This window comes from Paenarthrobacter sp. C1 (assembly GCF_049315185.1).
Classification (GTDB): domain Bacteria; phylum Actinomycetota; class Actinomycetes; order Actinomycetales; family Micrococcaceae; genus Arthrobacter; species Arthrobacter nicotinovorans.
Map to the genome: position 1 here is coordinate 173,889 of NZ_CP186053.1, position 16,243 is coordinate 190,131.

21 protein-coding genes are annotated in these 16,243 nt (G+C 60.5%); 7 read left to right on the forward strand and 14 right to left on the reverse strand.

What is annotated here, in order from left to right; all coding sequences use genetic code 11:
• Positions 1-139 precede the first annotated feature (139 nt).
• From ACNAOU_RS23225 to ACNAOU_RS23275, 11 genes are all read right to left on the reverse strand, one after another.
• Complete coding sequence (locus ACNAOU_RS23225; RefSeq protein WP_422758861.1) at positions 140-550, reverse strand: FG-GAP repeat domain-containing protein; 411 nt, start codon at positions 548-550, stop codon at positions 140-142.
• Positions 451-1,329: an FG-GAP-like repeat-containing protein gene (locus tag ACNAOU_RS23230; RefSeq protein ID WP_422758862.1), complete on the reverse strand. Its 879-nt coding sequence runs from the start codon at positions 1,327-1,329 to the stop codon at positions 451-453. The genes ACNAOU_RS23225 and ACNAOU_RS23230 overlap by 100 nt, the downstream gene beginning before the upstream one ends.
• Positions 1,266-1,832 (reverse strand): YncE family protein, encoded by a 567-nt coding sequence (locus ACNAOU_RS23235; protein WP_422758863.1) that lies wholly within the window; start codon positions 1,830-1,832, stop codon positions 1,266-1,268. The genes ACNAOU_RS23230 and ACNAOU_RS23235 overlap by 64 nt, the downstream gene beginning before the upstream one ends.
• Positions 1,833-2,037: 205 nt before the next feature.
• Complete coding sequence (locus ACNAOU_RS23240; RefSeq protein ID WP_422758864.1) at positions 2,038-2,412, reverse strand: hypothetical protein; 375 nt, start codon at positions 2,410-2,412, stop codon at positions 2,038-2,040.
• Between the two features lie 116 nt (positions 2,413-2,528).
• On the reverse strand, positions 2,529-2,759 hold the full coding sequence (locus ACNAOU_RS23245; RefSeq protein WP_422758865.1) for a hypothetical protein: 231 nt from the start codon (positions 2,757-2,759) through the stop codon (positions 2,529-2,531).
• A gap of 45 nt (positions 2,760-2,804) precedes the next feature.
• Complete coding sequence (locus ACNAOU_RS23250) at positions 2,805-3,134, reverse strand: hypothetical protein (RefSeq protein ID WP_422758866.1); 330 nt, start codon at positions 3,132-3,134, stop codon at positions 2,805-2,807.
• A gap of 32 nt (positions 3,135-3,166) precedes the next feature.
• Positions 3,167-3,340, reverse strand: coding sequence for a hypothetical protein (locus tag ACNAOU_RS23255; protein WP_422758867.1), 174 nt, complete (start codon positions 3,338-3,340; stop codon positions 3,167-3,169).
• Between the two features lie 18 nt (positions 3,341-3,358).
• Complete coding sequence (locus ACNAOU_RS23260) at positions 3,359-4,117, reverse strand: hypothetical protein (protein WP_422758868.1); 759 nt, start codon at positions 4,115-4,117, stop codon at positions 3,359-3,361.
• Positions 4,118-4,305: 188 nt separating this feature from the next.
• Positions 4,306-5,298 carry a hypothetical protein gene (locus ACNAOU_RS23265; RefSeq protein WP_422758869.1) on the reverse strand — a complete coding sequence of 331 codons (993 nt, stop codon included), beginning with the start codon at positions 5,296-5,298 and terminating at the stop codon, positions 4,306-4,308.
• Complete coding sequence (locus tag ACNAOU_RS23270; RefSeq protein ID WP_422759254.1) at positions 5,295-6,485, reverse strand: sensor histidine kinase; 1,191 nt, start codon at positions 6,483-6,485, stop codon at positions 5,295-5,297. The genes ACNAOU_RS23265 and ACNAOU_RS23270 overlap by 4 nt, the downstream gene beginning before the upstream one ends.
• Positions 6,486-6,490: 5 nt before the next feature.
• Positions 6,491-7,180, reverse strand: a complete 690-nt coding sequence (locus tag ACNAOU_RS23275) for a helix-turn-helix transcriptional regulator (protein WP_422758870.1) — start codon at positions 7,178-7,180, stop codon at positions 6,491-6,493.
• Between the two features lie 220 nt (positions 7,181-7,400).
• On the opposite strand from ACNAOU_RS23275, the gene ACNAOU_RS23280 reads away from it, so the two are divergent.
• The 3 genes from ACNAOU_RS23280 to ACNAOU_RS23290 all read left to right on the forward strand — a co-directional run bounded on the left by ACNAOU_RS23280 (position 7,401) and on the right by ACNAOU_RS23290 (position 10,048).
• Entirely contained in the window at positions 7,401-7,772 is a 372-nt protein-coding gene (locus tag ACNAOU_RS23280; protein WP_422758871.1) for a hypothetical protein, read from the forward strand.
• Between the two features lie 180 nt (positions 7,773-7,952).
• Positions 7,953-8,354 (forward strand): hypothetical protein, encoded by a 402-nt coding sequence (locus tag ACNAOU_RS23285; protein WP_422758872.1) that lies wholly within the window; start codon positions 7,953-7,955, stop codon positions 8,352-8,354.
• Positions 8,351-10,048 carry an esterase/lipase family protein gene (locus ACNAOU_RS23290; protein ID WP_422758873.1) on the forward strand — a complete coding sequence of 566 codons (1,698 nt, stop codon included), beginning with the start codon at positions 8,351-8,353 and terminating at the stop codon, positions 10,046-10,048. Before ACNAOU_RS23285 ends, ACNAOU_RS23290 begins: the two co-directional genes overlap by 4 nt.
• A gap of 117 nt (positions 10,049-10,165) precedes the next feature.
• Here ACNAOU_RS23290 and ACNAOU_RS23295 read toward each other — a convergent pair whose 3' ends face one another.
• Positions 10,166-10,351, reverse strand: coding sequence for a hypothetical protein (locus ACNAOU_RS23295; protein WP_422758874.1), 186 nt, complete (start codon positions 10,349-10,351; stop codon positions 10,166-10,168).
• A gap of 184 nt (positions 10,352-10,535) precedes the next feature.
• On the opposite strand from ACNAOU_RS23295, the gene ACNAOU_RS23300 reads away from it, so the two are divergent.
• From ACNAOU_RS23300 to ACNAOU_RS23310, 3 genes are read left to right on the forward strand one after another with little or no spacing between them, the layout of a single operon-like run.
• Complete coding sequence (locus ACNAOU_RS23300; RefSeq protein WP_422758875.1) at positions 10,536-12,788, forward strand: DEAD/DEAH box helicase family protein; 2,253 nt, start codon at positions 10,536-10,538, stop codon at positions 12,786-12,788.
• The gene (locus ACNAOU_RS23305; protein WP_422758876.1) at positions 12,698-13,192 is read left to right on the forward strand and encodes a hypothetical protein; all 495 of its coding nucleotides are present in this window, start codon (positions 12,698-12,700) and stop codon (positions 13,190-13,192) included. Before ACNAOU_RS23300 ends, ACNAOU_RS23305 begins: the two co-directional genes overlap by 91 nt.
• Positions 13,125-15,365, forward strand: coding sequence for a type ISP restriction/modification enzyme (locus ACNAOU_RS23310; RefSeq protein WP_422758877.1), 2,241 nt, complete (start codon positions 13,125-13,127; stop codon positions 15,363-15,365). The genes ACNAOU_RS23305 and ACNAOU_RS23310 overlap by 68 nt, the downstream gene beginning before the upstream one ends.
• A 5-nt stretch (positions 15,366-15,370) precedes the next feature.
• On the opposite strand, the gene ACNAOU_RS23315 is transcribed toward ACNAOU_RS23310, so the two are convergent.
• Complete coding sequence (locus ACNAOU_RS23315; protein ID WP_422758878.1) at positions 15,371-15,511, reverse strand: hypothetical protein; 141 nt, start codon at positions 15,509-15,511, stop codon at positions 15,371-15,373.
• A 20-nt stretch (positions 15,512-15,531) separates the two neighbouring features.
• Between ACNAOU_RS23315 and ACNAOU_RS23320 the strand changes: the two genes are divergently transcribed.
• Complete coding sequence (locus tag ACNAOU_RS23320) at positions 15,532-15,777, forward strand: hypothetical protein (protein ID WP_422758879.1); 246 nt, start codon at positions 15,532-15,534, stop codon at positions 15,775-15,777.
• A gap of 5 nt (positions 15,778-15,782) precedes the next feature.
• Here ACNAOU_RS23320 and ACNAOU_RS23325 read toward each other — a convergent pair whose 3' ends face one another.
• On the reverse strand, positions 15,783-16,199 hold the full coding sequence (locus ACNAOU_RS23325; RefSeq protein ID WP_422758880.1) for a hypothetical protein: 417 nt from the start codon (positions 16,197-16,199) through the stop codon (positions 15,783-15,785).
• Between the last annotated feature and the right edge of the window lie 44 nt (positions 16,200-16,243).

The following is a 16,243-nucleotide window of genomic DNA, read 5'->3' on the forward strand; positions in this document are numbered from 1 at the left end:
CCCGCCGAGGAGGCCAAATGCCCACAGAACCAGTGCGCCCCACCAATCTTTGGGCGGACGACGGCGTCGAATTTGTCATGGCCTTCCAGACTGGTCCTCCAGGTCCGGGGTTTCAATCTCCTGGCTCTCTGAATGCGACCTAGATAAGGACGTTCATGACATTCCAGCCCTGCCCCACCTGGACACGTGGCATCCACCCACTAGTACTGGCGCGCGGATACAACCACAAGATTCCTGCAGTGTCCCGTGCGAGCAGGTCGGCTCTACCGTCTCCGTTGAAGTCTCCGGGGGCGATGATGGCAGTCTGACGTTCCATCCCTGCCCGGTCTGCGCCGGCGGGTACCAGCCACCTGCCCCATCTCCTGGATAAATCCACAACACCGTACGCGTCCCGCGCCAGCACATCGGGTTTCCCGTCCCCAGTGAAGTCCCCGCCGCCAAGAATTGTCGTCATGACGTTCCAGCCCTGCCCGACCTGAACCCTGGCAAGCCAGCCGCCGGCCCCGTTCCCGGGGTAGAGCCAAAGCGCCCCGCCTTGGTCTCGGGCCAAAACGTCGGGGAAGCCGTCACCGTTGAAGTCCCCTGGGCGACTATGGCAGTCATCGATTGCCAGCCCTGCCCGACCCGGAGCCGCGGATACCAGTCCCCTGCTCCGTCTCCAGGGTAGAGCCACAATGCCCCGCCGCCGTCGTCGCTTGCCAACACGTCGGCATGGCCATCGGAATTGAAGTCACCGCCAGCCACGATGGAGGTCATGGAGTTCCATCCCTGGCCTACTCGGCCAGGCGGGAGCCAGCCCCCGGCACCGGATGTTGGGTAGAGCCAGAGTGCCCCGCTGGCGTCTCTGGCCAGCACATCCGTGCGACCGTCGGACGTGAAGTCCCGGTTGGATGGATCCCGGATGACCGATACGGATCCCTTCCGTGAAGGCACGTAGACCGCGTGGGTTGCTGAATCAACCTCCGGCGTTTCCGGCTCTGTGACATAGAGCGTCTGCGTCGTGGCACTGCCGTGAATGACCGAGACCGTATTGACCCCGATGTGTGTCACGTACAGAGCGTGCGTGGTCGAGTCGACAGCCAAGTATCGAGGAAAGTCCATGTACTGCTCGAACTCGATGGTCCGCACTACTTTGTCTCCGTTGATGACCGAGATGGTCCCGGCGAACACCCCTGGAACATAGACGTCGTGAGTTGTTGAATCCACTGCGATCGATAGTGGACCGCCGCTCTTGGTGGTGATGGTTTGAGTGACCACTCCGTTGTTTATGACAGAGACTTTGCTGTTGGAGTCGTTGGCCGCGGAGACGGTGTGAGTGGAGGTGTCCACGGCGACCGACCATATATAGCCGCCGTCACGGGAATTGTGGCCGTTACCCTGATGCCCTCAATGACAGTAACCCCTGTGAGCCCGTTGGCCACGTAGACCTTGCCGGTGGCCGGGTCCACCGCTACATCCATCGGTTGGTATTCCACGGGAATAGTGGTCGTCACCGTCGTGCCATTGATGACGGAGACCGAGTCGCTTACGGAATTGATCACGTACACGGAATGCGTGCGTGGATCCAGTGCCATGGCGGCTGGGTACTGTCCGACGACGACTTTCGTCGTCAATACCCCGTTCCGGAAGACTGAGAGGGTGTCCCCGTTTAGATCGGCAGCATAGAGGAGTCCTGTGGCGGGATCGTGAGCAACGGAAGTGAGCGTGCCGGAGCTCTTATAGGTATCACTCACTTCCGGGCTCGCCGCTGCGGGGTTACCGCTCTGAAGCGCAACAGCGGAGAAGAGACCGAGGATGACAACACTGCCGACACGAGCCAGAAGTCTGTGCATGCGGCTCACCCTACCGTCAGTCGCGTGATTCCGGGCAGCATTGCGGGTCCATCTGACTTGTCCACCCTTTTGCGCCGAAGGACGTCCGAAATTCATCTCCGTGCTCGGTGGACGCCGCCAGCTTGCTGCCCACGCGTGGTCACAAATCCGGCGCCAATGTCGGCGTCCACCCGCAGCTTCGGCGTCGTCGACGGGCTTATGCATTTCAGGAAAGGGCGGCTTGGATATGATCCGAGAACTTCTTCAGCGGCGGGTAGCCGGCGGCATCTTTGGGTCCGATGGGGATGAAGAGAAACGTGGCCTGGCTCGTTAGATAGTTTCCTGGTACGAGCAGCAAGTTGTTCTGGCCATCACTCAGATTCATAAAAACCAGACCGAAGTTCAATACTTCGACCATCCCCAGCCTCTTGATGTTGTACTGGATCAGCTCATTTTCAGTGATGCCGGTTTCTTGTACCTTCGTGATGCTGCCGGAGGCTGCGACCGCCGCTTCCTGACCCAGCTTCCGAATCGCATCAAACGACCTGGTGGTCGTGATGTTGAACTTCGTTGCTTCGATCTTTTCCTCGATTGCGCTCATGTCTTCCATTCCTTGATTTGGTCGAACAAACCTGCGTTGGAGCTTTGCCTTCGGCCTGTGGCCCGTCGCGATGCCAGATTCCGCGGAGCCGCGAATCTGATGCCCGGATTTCCCCTCTAGAAGATGAAGAACCCGTAGCGACCTCCCCGGTAGAGGTAGATGGCGTAGCCAATCATCAGTGGTCCTGCCCAGAATCCGTTCTGGTGGCCCGGGAACCTGGATGCGAAGGCGGCTATTAGAACAGCAACGCCGATGATGAGCCAGAAGGTGCCCAGTGCGTACCGAGGGCGCGGCTTCGGTGGACGGACAGCTTCATTGATCGCCTTTGTGAGGTCTTGATCTGACATCGGAAACTCTTTCTCTAGTTGGGTCGAGTAATGGATACGAAAGTGTCACCACTTGTTGGATGCCCAGTTGACTGCCTTGTCGATGGGCTTGCTGCCGTTCGAACGAGCCTTGTCCATTCCTTGGAATCCGTAGACGCCGCAGAAGTTGCTGAGTGCCGTTTGCAGGCCCAAGGTGTTGTTGAGGTTGAGGGTTTCCAGGTTGTGGGCTTCCAGGAGGGCTTTTTCGGTCTTCTTTCGCTCGCTGTAGGGCTGGGCTGCGTATTCGTCGCAGGTGATTGCCCCCGGATCCGAGCACCCGGCCAATGTCCCGGACGCGCCCAGGGCCAGGAGTAAGAAAAGCGCGGAACGGGAAGTTGTGCGTTGAAAAGCGTTCACGGGATCTCCTGATGGATGTGCGTTGGTCAGGGTCAGGGCCTGCTGGTGGGCAATTTCCGTCCCACGACGAAGCACACCAAACCCGCCACAAGGATCGAGATGACGATTGGAGCTTCTCGCGGGTAGTAGCCGATGATGGAGGCCTTGAAAATTCCGGCTGCCAACAGGATCATTCCTATGGCCGAAACAACCTTCTTCGCGTTCATGGGAACCTTTCGGCAGAACTAATGGGCAGCAGGCGGATGCAGTTGGCCGTGGAGCGCGGACGGAGGTGCCGACGGAGAATACTGGGCGCCGGTGCCGGCGGGGCAACAGGCAGGGATGGTGTACTTGGCCATTGACTCCTTGTCAGCGGGCATGACGGGACCTTGCGTTTTCAGCAGGTCCAGCGCCTGGGAGTCCTCTGCGGAGACCGGCATCCTATCGGCTCTGCGGTAGGCAAGCGTCCGTTGCGTAATTTCGTAGGCAATGGCCCCACTGTTGTAGGCGTTCTCCAGGGTCAACTCCAAGTACATGGTGGCTCCCTCGGAGGAATAGAGCAGCCGCAGGACCTCAGAGTCGAAGAAGCCCTGGCGCTGGTGGAAGAGGACTTTGCTGAGCCATGGATAGCGAAGGTGTCCTGCCAGCGCTTTACCCCGGCTCCGGTTCGCAGCGATTATTTTGCTGCCGGCGTTGAGAACCAGGGCTCCTGCACCGCCAATCCAACCGCCGCCCTTGTCATATTTTCGGCAGATCATAGCCAGACGAGATTCGCTCATGTAGCACTCGATGCGCACATCGCTGATGGCCGCAAGCTGCCGGAATCTGTTCGTTGAGGGGTCGAGGATTTGGACGTCGGCGCCGGTGGCATGGAAAGGGCCATTGATGTGCCCGTCCAGCCCGTCCCACGCGATCGTCAGCTCTTCGGTGATGCTGGCGTAGGCAAACGACACGGGCTCTCCTGGCTCCATGATGCTGAGCGGGTTATAGAAAGTTATGCCCATCGAACTGGCTCCCTTGTCCAAAACATCGGCCGGACCGTTCGGCTGATGTACCGCTAGCGGCGTTGTCCGGCGCTGTTGATGTTTGGATGTTAGGTGGCGTTCGTTGCTTGGCCGCCGTTGTTTCCGGGCTCGATGCAAAGTGTCCGCAGAAGGGTGGACAATTTCGACGGTTTTGGGGTCCCAAAGAGCTACTGGGCTCTCGAATCCGGGAATTCGACGAGAGTGGGCTCCGCCTCGCCTTCACGTGAAGCAAGGATCGTGACAGCCGCGTTTCCCCCACTTGGCCGTGCCCTTGCCGTCACCGTTCCGCCTCTGGCCTGGTTGAGTATACTGACGACTTTCTCGGAGACGGCGGCTAACACACGAGGCGCGAGGTCTTGTCTCCGGTCATCGAGCAAGCGGACGGTGACACCCCGTTCACGGGCTCGACGGGCTGCTTCCAGCACTTCCTCCGTTGCCAGGACACGTCCGCGGATTTCATCTCTGAAACGCGCCTCGATCAACAGGAATTCTTGGCGGTCAGCGTCAGTGAGCTCATAGTCCGGGTCTGCAATCCGGGTCAGGGCCTGGCCGGCAAGTTCTTGTACGTGATGGATCCATTGCGTCCGGGAGACGTTCAATGCGCGTTCTGCGGCGTACCAGTCTGCCGCTGCGACGGCGTCGGCGCTGTAGTCATCTACCTGCCGGTCGTTGGTTCCGAGGAGTCTGCCGATCAGGGTTGCGATGGTCAGCCAGCCCACGGTGGCGATGTTCATCATCAGCCCACCGACGATGCCCAGCGACGTTCCCGAAGCCCACCATGTGGTGAGCACCAGTGACAGCGCGGCTCCGCACCAGGACAAGGCCACCCTGCCGCGCAGATTGACGACAACAAGCAGGGTGTAGGTCGCGGCCATGTGCCAGGAGGCGTAACCCGGCCACGTGGTGCGTGGAAGGACACTGTTGACGAGAAGCGTCATGGTGACGACGGCCAGCAGAGCCAGGAACGCCACGGGAGAGCTGAGCCTTCCGGGTCCAGGCCAGAGCACGAGGACGGTGACGCCGAGATAGATACCCATTGCGGCAATGGGCGGCCAGATCGAGGACACCATATCGAGGTTGGCGATTCCCAGGACGACGTGCAGCACGGCGAAGGCACAGCACAGAATGATCATGAACCGGATTGAGATGGCCCGGATCATCCGGCGTCTCCTGACCAACTCAACGCTACTTCTGTTCCTCTGCCCGGTTGCGACCTGAGGTCTGCCGTGCCGCCAATGGTCCTCATGCGTCCCACAATGGAGACTTTGATGCCGAGACGACGGTCGGAAACAAGTTCCGGTCGGAATCCAAGCCCGTTGTCTTTGACGGTCACGGACACCTTGGCGGCACCATTATGCTCTTGTCCAGTCACACGCACCTCGCATCGCGTCGCGCAGGAGTGCCTCACAGCATTGGATACGGCTTCCGCGCTGGCCTCGAAGAACGCCCTGACAACATGCCCCGGGACTACCAAGTGTGCCGGGGCCTCACAGTGCACATTGACCGCTGGAGAAGAGCTCCCTTGGATGGTAAAGCGTACGCGGGCGGCCAGTTCCGTGACCGTGGCCGTCGGCGCTTCCGCGTGGTCGCTGCCGTGCTCCACGAGTCTTACAAGGGCGCTGCCTGCCAGTTTCGCGCTCGATAAACGTTCGGCCTTGGAGCCGGATCGGGCAGCAGTCAGCAAGGCGCTCATGACGCTATCGTGGAGCAGTCCGTCGACGCGGGTCCGTTCGTTACTGAGGGCAGTTTCGGCCGCAGCTTCTCGGTAACGGTCGATTGCCTCATCGGCTGCGGTGTCCACCCGCTCGGCGGCTTGTCGCATGATCCCGATGGTGAGACAAATGATCACCCCCAGAACAGTAGCGAACGACGCGTCTTGGATGGCGATTGACAAGGAAGCAGAGCCGCCCTGGGGCAGGGTCCGGATTGTGGCGAAAACCCCGCCAATGACGACGGTGTAGAGACAGCCCGTGACGGTACCGAAGGCAAACGCGCTCCAAGCCGCACCCACGTTGATCATCGCCCACAACCACGGGGTTCCGATGTCTGCGGGCACATCGGGGGGAACCGCCATGGGCCACAGCACCAGTCCGGCAAGAACCAGGAAGGCCAGAAAGGCACTCGTCCAGAGCAATCCGCGTCCTTGCATTGCTGCAGCCATGAAGCACAAGAGTGCACCCAGGAACAGCCAAAGGAAAACCGCGTCCCACCACGGAGCGGCCAAACCAGCCTGGGTCACGATGGATCCCGAAGCCTGCAACACCAGCAACAGCGCAAAGGCTGAAATGCCTCGGCCCATGAGCCTGTGCGTTTCCTTCGCAGAAACACCGGACGGCACCGCGACCATCAGTTTCACTGCCCCATCCTGTCTTTCTTCAGGGGCACTATGGGTGGCAACAGGCCGTCCTCGACCGCCCGCTTCAGAAGGTCGATTTTGGTTCCCGCCGGTCGGCCGACCTGTTCGTACTTCTCCCTGATTCGGTCAACGTACTTCTTGACAGTGCTCTCTTGGACGTTCATCTGAGTCGCTACCTGGGTCAGGGCGTAACCCGTCGCGTACAGGGCAAGGCACTCCGCTTCCCTGTCAGAGAGATTCGCTTCAACGAATTCCGTATCAGCGTCAATTGCGGCGGCGAGGTCGAGACTGGGGATCGTCTCCCCTGCCGCTACCCTGCGTAGCTTGTCAACCGTGACCGTTACAGGCTCAACTTTGAGCGATATGCCTTTGGCCCCATTCGCCAGTGCCTGCTGCAGGTGCCGCACGTCGTTGCCTGCGCTGAAGACCAGCACCTTGTACCCCGCGGACACGAGTCTGGCCGTGTTCTCTGCCGGTGCCGAGCCGTCCGCCAGCTGCATGTCCAAGGCAACCACTTGGCAAACGCCACGGTCGGCATCAATGAAGTCGTCCACTGTCGGCGCCATCCTGACCAACTTCACAGGCGGGTCGCCCAGGTCGGAGTAGCGATTTATTGCGCCCACCAGGCCGATCATAGTCGTCTCGTGGTCGTCAATAATTCCTGCTAAAACAGCGCCTGTAACCATAAGATGCCCCCTATACGCCCCACTGACCCGCCGATTCAACCAGTGTCAGCGTTCCAATTCGTTACTCCCAAGTAGAAGAGTGTGCTCTCACCTTTCACGTGTTGATTGTCCACATTTCTGATGACACTTCTTCACGAGGACTGATACTTATCCCATTACGGAGAAGGCGTTCAATAGCATCGCCTTTATCACCCTGATTAAGACGAAATATTGGAGCAAGATGGCACGAATCACTCCCTGCCGGGGAATCACGAGTCTGCTCGTTTCCGGCATTGTGACAGCCCTGCTGTGCAGCTGCGCCGGATCACCGCCAAGCCTCACAGGGAATTGGAAGGCCGATGACGGCACTGCCATGAAGGTCGTCATGCCGGACGGTCGCTGCAAGGGCATGTACTACTCCGGTGGCAAACCGCTGGACCTAGGTGGAGGCATGACCTGCTCGCTGTCCGACAAAAAGGACAGCAAAGGCCGATACTCCCTTGTCGTTTCGCAGCCACCCAACCAAGCGACCTTCCAGGTCGAATTCAGCGGCAACGACTCGGCGACCCTATATTCAGGCAGTAACAAACTATTCACTATGGCCCGGCAATAGGCTCTACTCGTCTATAACTGCACTCGGGTTGCTCGCAGAGGTACGTCAGAAATAGGCGCGCCCAGGATCGCTCAGTGCACGATTTATCAGTAAGCGGCTGGCATAAGCCCCGCCACTCAAGCTGAAGGATGGAAGATGCGACGCCGGATTGCGTTGGTAGTGGGTGCGGTTGGTGTCCTGGTGACGACTGTCATTCTTGTCGCGGTGTTAGGAGGGTTCACGAGGGCAGTGGAGCAGCCAGTCGCACCTTCGGCGCAATCGCAGGAACCCTCGTCACCACCGACCGCCCAACCTCCCACACAAGAGGAACTCCAAGTACTTCAGGAAGCCGTTGTTTCCGGGGATTCTGCAATCGTCCTCAATGCGCTGGGGCTCTCAACAACGCGCACCGTCAATGCTGAAACACTCACCCAACTTCAAAGGATGCACATTACATTCGATGCTTCCAACATTCGCCAGATTGCTGACGGGCCGGGCTGGGAAATCGACGCCAAGGACTCAAGCGGAAAGCTGTGGAACGTGGGCTTCCTTCGACAGCCGGACGGAAAGTTGATCATCGCCTACGAGGAACCGGCTCAATGAAACACTTTGTGGCGGCCCTACTGGCATTTCTCTCTGTCCTGGCTGCGGGACTTGCGTCCCAGCCAGCCCAGGCGGCAAATCTCACGTGTCCGTCCCAAACCGCAGATTCTGTCACGTCAGTTGCGCAAATTCCAGTTGTCTATGTTCATGGATGGACGGCCAATGGGGCCAGCGCGGAACGGGACACACTTCCAGCCTTGGGGGATAGACTCGGTCCGGGTTACAGAACTTTCGCCTTTGACTACGTGTGGGCGAATACAACCTGGGGAGCCGAGGAGAAGATAAGTGGTTGCCTGGCTCGCTTCGTCGAACATCTTTCCGATGCCAGCCTGGCTGGGGGCGGAGCCGGGCAAGTAGCAATAGTTGCCCACTCGATGGGCGGGATTGTGAGCCGCGCGGCAACCGGTTATCTGGCAAAGGAAGGTCGCTCTGATTCTCTTGCTGGCATAGTCACCCTAGGAACGCCGCACCAAGGAACACCTTTCTCCGGAGGTCTGGCAACGATCTACGAATATGTTGCCCGTATGACGCCAAAGTTCAACGGAAGCATCATTCCCACCTGGGACAAAGTTGCCACGCCACCCAATGACTCCCCGGCATCAAGATGCCTCGCTTTCCCCCATCCCGATGGCTGCGCCATGGTCCCGTACGTACAACCCGGGCAGAAGATCGGAGTCATCGCCGGACAGACCAAGGTCACGATGACGCTCTTTAACCTGAATCTGTTCAACAGCGCCGCCGTTATCGACATCGGTGACAGCATCGTGCCAACTTCGTCAGCACTCGGGTACCCGGGTTCACTGGTCGGCGCCAGTAGTCCCAAAGGGGCATTTCTGGGAGAGAAGCGGGTTGTCTGCGAACGAACGAGCTCACTGATCAACGCCACCGCGCTAAAGCTCGGGATCTTCGATCTCGGCAGGGATGACGCCTACCTCGACGAGATGAATAAAGGACGCGCCGGAATTGCAATGTCTTCCTGGGCGGCCTCCTTGAGCTTCATCGGCGCGCCCTGCAACCACGGGGCCCTGCCGACCAGTAAAGACGCCTTGGGCTATGCCGTTGACTTCATCAACTCCATGGCGGTTGGAAGATTCGGCCTAGATAAGGCCTACCAAAACAAGACCCCTGACATCCACTTCCAGGGCGCCTCTGGCAGAGTTCCCTACACCTTCAACTACCGCAGCGATTGGAATGTCACCACCAGCACGAGCGGCTACCAGGTTGAAGTTAAGAACAAACAAGGTCAGCAGTTGGCTGAACTGTCTTTCCCCTTGGACTGGAGTCCCGTTGCCCCGATGATCGGTCCAACGTATACAGAGGCAACGGCGGCGACGGGGAAGGTCAATATCCAGCCCTCAAACAAGAACTGCGCTGGATGCTCACTGCAGTTGCAGTCCTTCATTGTCGATTCCCGTGAAGCCGCAACGGTACCGGGGCTGCAGGGCTATCCGCTCCAATGGGAGAAACCTATCGCGGCTGTAACGAGGCTCGCCACAGATGCCAACCCGCCCTCGACCATCAACATGCGGCTACTGCCTGGAATCCACGAAATCGGCATTCCTGGGGGAAAAACGGTCGCTGTCCAACTGGCATCCATAAGGTACTTCGATACCAAGGAACAGGCCCAAGCCTGGCTGCAGTCAGCGGACCATGCAGCAGTTTCCAGACTATTCATGTCGCTGCGTTTCCAGTAGCCTCCGCGTGCATTACAGGCTCCGGAGACCGCGGGGCGTGTCCAGCTAGACAGCAGTCCGCTCGGCCATCCGACCCGCTAGTCCGGCGTCCCCGGCGGCGACGCGCAGGGTAACCTCTCACGCCCATGCGTCGGTCTCGAAGTCGAACAGGGATTGTCCGGCGTCACGGACTGCGACGGCCAGTTCGCCGTAGCGTCTGTCGAGGACTTCGGCCCGGCCGGTCAGGACCTGCATTCCGGCCCGGAGGGTCACAACGCCATGAGCCCAACGCCGTGTCAGCGTGGTCAGGTCAACGTTCCGCACGAAGGTCCGCACCAGATCTGACCCGAGGCAGAGGTTGTTTTTGGGGCCGGTCGGCAGCGAATGCGCGACTTCATGGCCGCGAGTTCAATCTGTCATGGCATTTCATATGTGCGCACAGCCACGTGTTCTTCCCAGTCTTGCGTAAATTCAAAGTCACGCTGCTTTCTAGGGCAAGATACTTTCCATGGGTTCAGCAAGTTTCGAAGACGTCCTCGATCGTCTCTATTTCTCGGCGAGTGATCAGCACGACAAGGGCACCAAATTCGAACACCTGATGAAGCGGTACCTGGAGCTTGAGCCCAAGTACGCCGACCAGTTCTCCGACGTCTGGCTGTGGAGTGAATGGCCGGGCCGGAACGGACACGTCGACACCGGCATCGACCTCGTTGCCAAGGACCGGTACACGGGCGAGCTGACCGGCATCCAGTGCAAGTTCTACGACCCGGCCCGGACTCTGGACAAGAAGCAGATCGATTCGTTCTTCACCGCCGTCGGCAAGAGCGACTTCTCCTACGGCATGGTGGTGTCCACCACGGACAAGTGGTCCAAGCACGCCGAAGACGCTTTGGAGGGCCAGTCCAAGCCGATGACCCGGCTGCGGTTCGCGGACCTGGCCGACTCCACCATCGACTGGTCCGAGTTCAGCATCGACGCCCCTGAGCAGATGAAGCAGCTGGGTGGCAAGGAACCCCGCAAGTACCAGCGCCAGGCGATCGATGACGTCAAGAAGGGCTTCACGGAGAGCGACCGCGGCCGCCTGATCATGGCCTGCGGCACCGGGAAGACCTACACGTCCCTGAAGATGGTCGAGGAGATCGTCCCCATCGGCGGGTCCGTCTTGTTCCTGGTCCCGTCCATCGCCCTGCTCCAGCAGACCCTGAACGAATGGACCGCCCAGGCCTCCGTGCCGCTGCGGCCCCTTGCCGTGTGCTCCGACACCAAGGTCGGACGGAAAGAGCACGAGGACGTCAGCGTTCACGACCTGGCATTCCCGGCCACCACCGACCCGGCCAAGCTCCTGAACCGGGCGCGGATCAGTAACGGCCAGGAAGCCATCACGGTGGTGTTCTCCACCTACCAGTCCATTGACGTGATCCACCAGGCCCAGAAGGAGGGCCTCCCGGAGTTCGACCTCATCGTCTGCGACGAGGCCCACCGGACCACCGGCATCACTGAGGCCAGCCATGACGACTCCGCCTTCGTGAAGGTCCACGACAACACCTACATCGAATCCGGCAAGCGGCTGTATATGACCGCCACACCCCGGATCTACGTCCAGGAAGCCAAAGCCAAAGCCGGCCAGGACGACGTCAAGATGTACTCCATGGACGACGAGGGCATCTACGGCCCCGAGTTCCACCACCTCGGCTTCGGCAAGGCCGTGGAAATGGGCCACCTCGCCGACTACAAGGTCCTGGTGCTCGCCGTGGACGAGGAGACTGTCAGCAAGTCCTTCCAGAGCCTCTTCGAAGACAACGGCGACCTCAACCTGGACGACGCCGCCCGGATCGTCGGCTGCTGGAACGGCCTGTCCAAGCGAGGCGTGAACGGCCAGCGGCTGGACATTACTGATGCCTCCCCCATGCGCCGCGCCGTTGCCTTTGCCCGCAACATTAAGGAATCGAAGAAGCTCGCGGCAGACTTCGAACTTGTCGGCCGGCAGTTGCTCGTGAACCGCGGCGAGTCCGAGGCCCCGGCCCTGAAGCTGGAAGCGGACCACGTGGACGGCACGTTCAACGTGCTGGAGCGATCGTCCAAGCTGGATTGGCTCAAGGCCGAGGACACCGCCACCGCCGACGGCGAAGACGTTTGCCGGATCCTCTCCAACGCCCGCTGCCTCTCCGAAGGCGTCGACGTCCCCTCTCTGGACGCGGTGCTGTTCCTGAACCCACGCAACTCCCAGGTCGATGTTGTACAGTCCGTCGGCCGCGTCATGCGTAAAGCCGAGGGCAAAGAGTACGGCTACATCATCCTGCCCATCGCCGTGCCGGCCAGCCAGGACCCCGAGACGGCACTGAACGACAACAAGAAGTACAAGGTCGTCTGGGACGTCCTGCAGGCCCTCCGGGCCCACGATGACCGGTTCGAAGCCATGATCAACAAGCTCGAGCTCAACCGGAACGCCAACGACAAGATCGACGTCATCACCGTGGCGGACCCCTTCGGGGACGGCCCGGGTGGCGGCAGGAGCGACAAGCCCAGCGGGACCGGCACCGGGCCTTGTTCCACATGGCCGGCGCCGACCAGTGGCGCAACGCCATCTTCGCCAGGATGGTCAAGAAGGTCGGGGACCGCCGCTACTGGGAATCCTGGGCCAAGGACGTCAAGGAGATCGCCGACCGGCACGTGCTCCGGATCAAGACGATCCTGGACGGTGAAGACCAGCGGCCCCGGGAGGAGTTCAGCGTCTTCCTGCAGGGCCTGCGCGGGAACTTGAACGACTCCATCACCGAGTCGGACGCGATCGACATGCTTTCGCAGCATCTGATCACCAAGCCGGTGTTCGAGGCTCTGTTCGAGGGCTATTCATTCGCGGCCAGCAACCCGGTTTCCCAGGTCATGGACTCCATGGTCGACATCCTGGAGAAGTACAACCTGGACTCGAGGTCGCCAGCCTCGAATCCTTCTACCGGTCCGTCCGCGTCCGCGCCGAGGGCATCACCAACGCCGAGGGCAAGCAGAAGATCGTCACTGAGCTGTACGAGAAGTTCTTCAAACTGGCCTTCCCCGCACCGCCGAATCCCTGGGCATCGTCTACACCCCGGTGGAGGTCGTGGACTTCATCATCCGTGCCGTCGACGACGTCCTGGCCAAAGACTTCGACGCCTCCATCAGCGATGAAGGCGTCCACATCCTGGACCCCTTCACCGGCACCGGTACCTTTATCGTGCGGCTGCTGCAGTCCGGCCGGATCAAGCCGGAAGACCTGCTTCGCAAGTACACGCAGGAGCTTCACGCCAACGAGCTGCTGCTCATGGCCTACTACATCGCCGCGATCAACATCGAGGCCACCGTGCACGGTCTCCTAGAGGAACAGGCTGCGGCTGAAGGCAAGGACGCCGGCGAGGTGCCTTACCTCCCGTTCGACGGGATCGTCCTTACCGACACCTTCCAGATGACCGAGGACGGCGACACGCTCGATGACTTCGTCTTCACCTCCAACAACGACCGCGTCAAGGCTCAGAACGCCCTCGACATCCGGGTCATCATCGGCAACCCACCCTACTCAGTCGGCCAGTCCAGCGGCAATGACAACAACGCCAACCTCAAATACCCGACCCTGGACGAGTCAATCCGCCGGACCTACGCGGACCTCTCCACGGCCACCAACAAGAACTCCCTCTACGACTCCTACATCCGAGCCATCCGCTGGGGTTCCAACCGGATCCTCAACTCCCCCGACGGCGGCGTACTCTGCTACGTCTCCAATGGCGGATACATCGACGGCAACACGGCCGATGGGCTGCGCAAGACACTCGTCTCTGAGTTCCATGACATTTATGTCTACAACCTCCGCGGAAACCAGCGGACCGCCGGCGAACAAAGCCGGCGCGAGGGCGGGAAGATTTTTGACTCTGGCAGCCGCAACACTGTGGCCATCCTGTTGCTGGTGAAGCGGCCGGGCTCCGTGGATAGCTGTTCCTTGCGCTACCGGGACATCGGCGACTACCTCGACCGGAAGCAGAAATTGGCCATCGTCGACGCCGCGAATATTGCCGAGATCGGCTGGGAGATGGTGCCCCCAAGCCCGGACGGGGACTGGATCAACCACCGCAATGCCGACTTTGAGAAATTCATACCCCTTGGCGAAAAGGGCGCTGGACAGAGCATATTCGCCTCGTTTTCACGTGGGCTGGAGTCGGGACGGGACGCATGGGTTTACAACAGCTCCCGAGAAAGGCTAGGTGACAGTGTTCAGCGAATGATCAGAAATTACAATTCGGAGGTCGAGCGCTATGCGGAATCCGGATCACCCACGCCTGTCGAATCGTTCATCACCCCCGACCCGCAAAGCATCAGCTGGACACGAAGCCTACGGAACGCTCTACGCAAGAAGGACAAGCTTGAGTATTTAGAGAGTGCGCATCGGGTCTCTGTTTACAGGCCGTTCTGCAAACAGTCCGTGTATTTTGCACCCCTCATGAACCACGAGCGATCGCAGCAGCCCAAATTCTTTCCCCACGCTGACACGGAAAACATCGGCTTCTACATCGTTGGCAACGGTAACGATAAGCCGTTCTCAATACTCGCGGTCGATCGCATCCCAGACGTCTCGTTTTGGGGATCGGGCCAGGGCCAGTTCTTTCCCCGCTTCACTTTTAGCGAAGCCAACAAGGCCAGCTTGTTTGACGAATTGAGCGATGCTGGCGGCAGCCGGAGAGCCGATAACATCACCGATTCAGCCCTGAGCGAGTACCGTGCAGCCTACGCCCCGGATGTCAGCAAAGACGACATCTTCTACTACGTCTACTCTATCCTCCATTCCCCTGAGTACAGGGCCCGCTTTGCCGCCGACCTCAAGAAGATGCTTCCGCGGATCCCACAAGTCCCGGGACTTGAGAAGTTCCGTGCCTTCGCCGGCGCCGGCAAGTCTCTCGCTGAACTGCACATCGGTTACGAGTCGCTGGAGCCGTACGCGCTGAACGAGGTGTCGACCGGGCAAGCCGTCGTGCAGGACGAGTATGCCAAGTACGCGGTGACAAAGATGAAGTACGCCGGGAAAGCCGGCGCGTGGGATAAGACCCGCATCATCTACAACCAGCAGGTCACGTTGGAAGGCATCCCGGAGGAAGCCCACCGCTACATGCTCGGTTCCCGCTCGGCGATCGACTGGATCCTGGAGCGTTACCAGGTCAAGACAGACAAGGCGACAGGGATCGTCAACGACCCGAACGACTGGTCCCGCGAGCATGAGCAGCCCCGCTACATCATCGACCTGATCGGCCGCATCGTGGCGCTCAGCCTGGAGACGAACCGGATCGTGGACTCTCTGCCGGAGCTGGGTCTGGCATGAGTCGGCTATGAGGCTGCGCGCCGCAGCCGGGCTGCTTCCACCGCCCAGTTGGCGCCCAACGCGGTGAGAACAGCCACACCAAGGATCGGGGCGGTGTAGGACGTGAGCAGCGCGGCAGCGAGCAACACCGCCGTACCGATGCACAACCACGCGGCCGCTCCCCGGTGTGCGCTGCCAGCCCATTGACCACGGCCCCCACAATGAAGCGCAGCAGGACGAAGAGCCCGAACAGCATGACGCCGGCGGCGACAAAGTAGGCGCTCATCCGTTCCTCGCTGGCCTGCTGGACGGCCAGGGTCATTGGTTCAGGCTGCGGGTCAATGCTGGACCAGAGCCGGATGCAGAACATGGTGAAGGCGAAGAAGGTGATGGCGCTGATGCCGGAGCGGAGGTCCGGGGCCGGCTCTACTGAGGTGCTCATGCGGTGGTTTCTTTCGGTCGGGCCTGTTCGCTTTCGCTGCGGGCCATGGTGATGATGGCGTCGATCGCAGCACTGCTGTCGTGCGTGCCGGCGCTCCAGCGTTCCGGGTCACGGGCGACATCGTCCCGGTCGGCCCGGATGGCTGCGACGGCAGCGGCCAGGGTCCAGGTGACCACTTCGTCGGCGACGTGCCGGGCGTGCAGGATCGGATAGTAGCTGTGCGAATTCTCCGGATACGTCTTCCCGCAGGTGCACCCGGGAACCCCTGCTGTGACCTTGTCCCGATGGGCGAGTACGACGTCGGTGCCGGCGGCGAACAGCCGCAGGTGGTCAGGGACCGGCTGCGGGGTCGCGGCTGGGACCGGAGGGGCCGCCATGGACGCCAGGTGCGCCGTGTAGCCGCCGAGGCTCACCGCGGTGCCCTCACGGTGACCTCGTATCCCAGGGAAGTGAATGC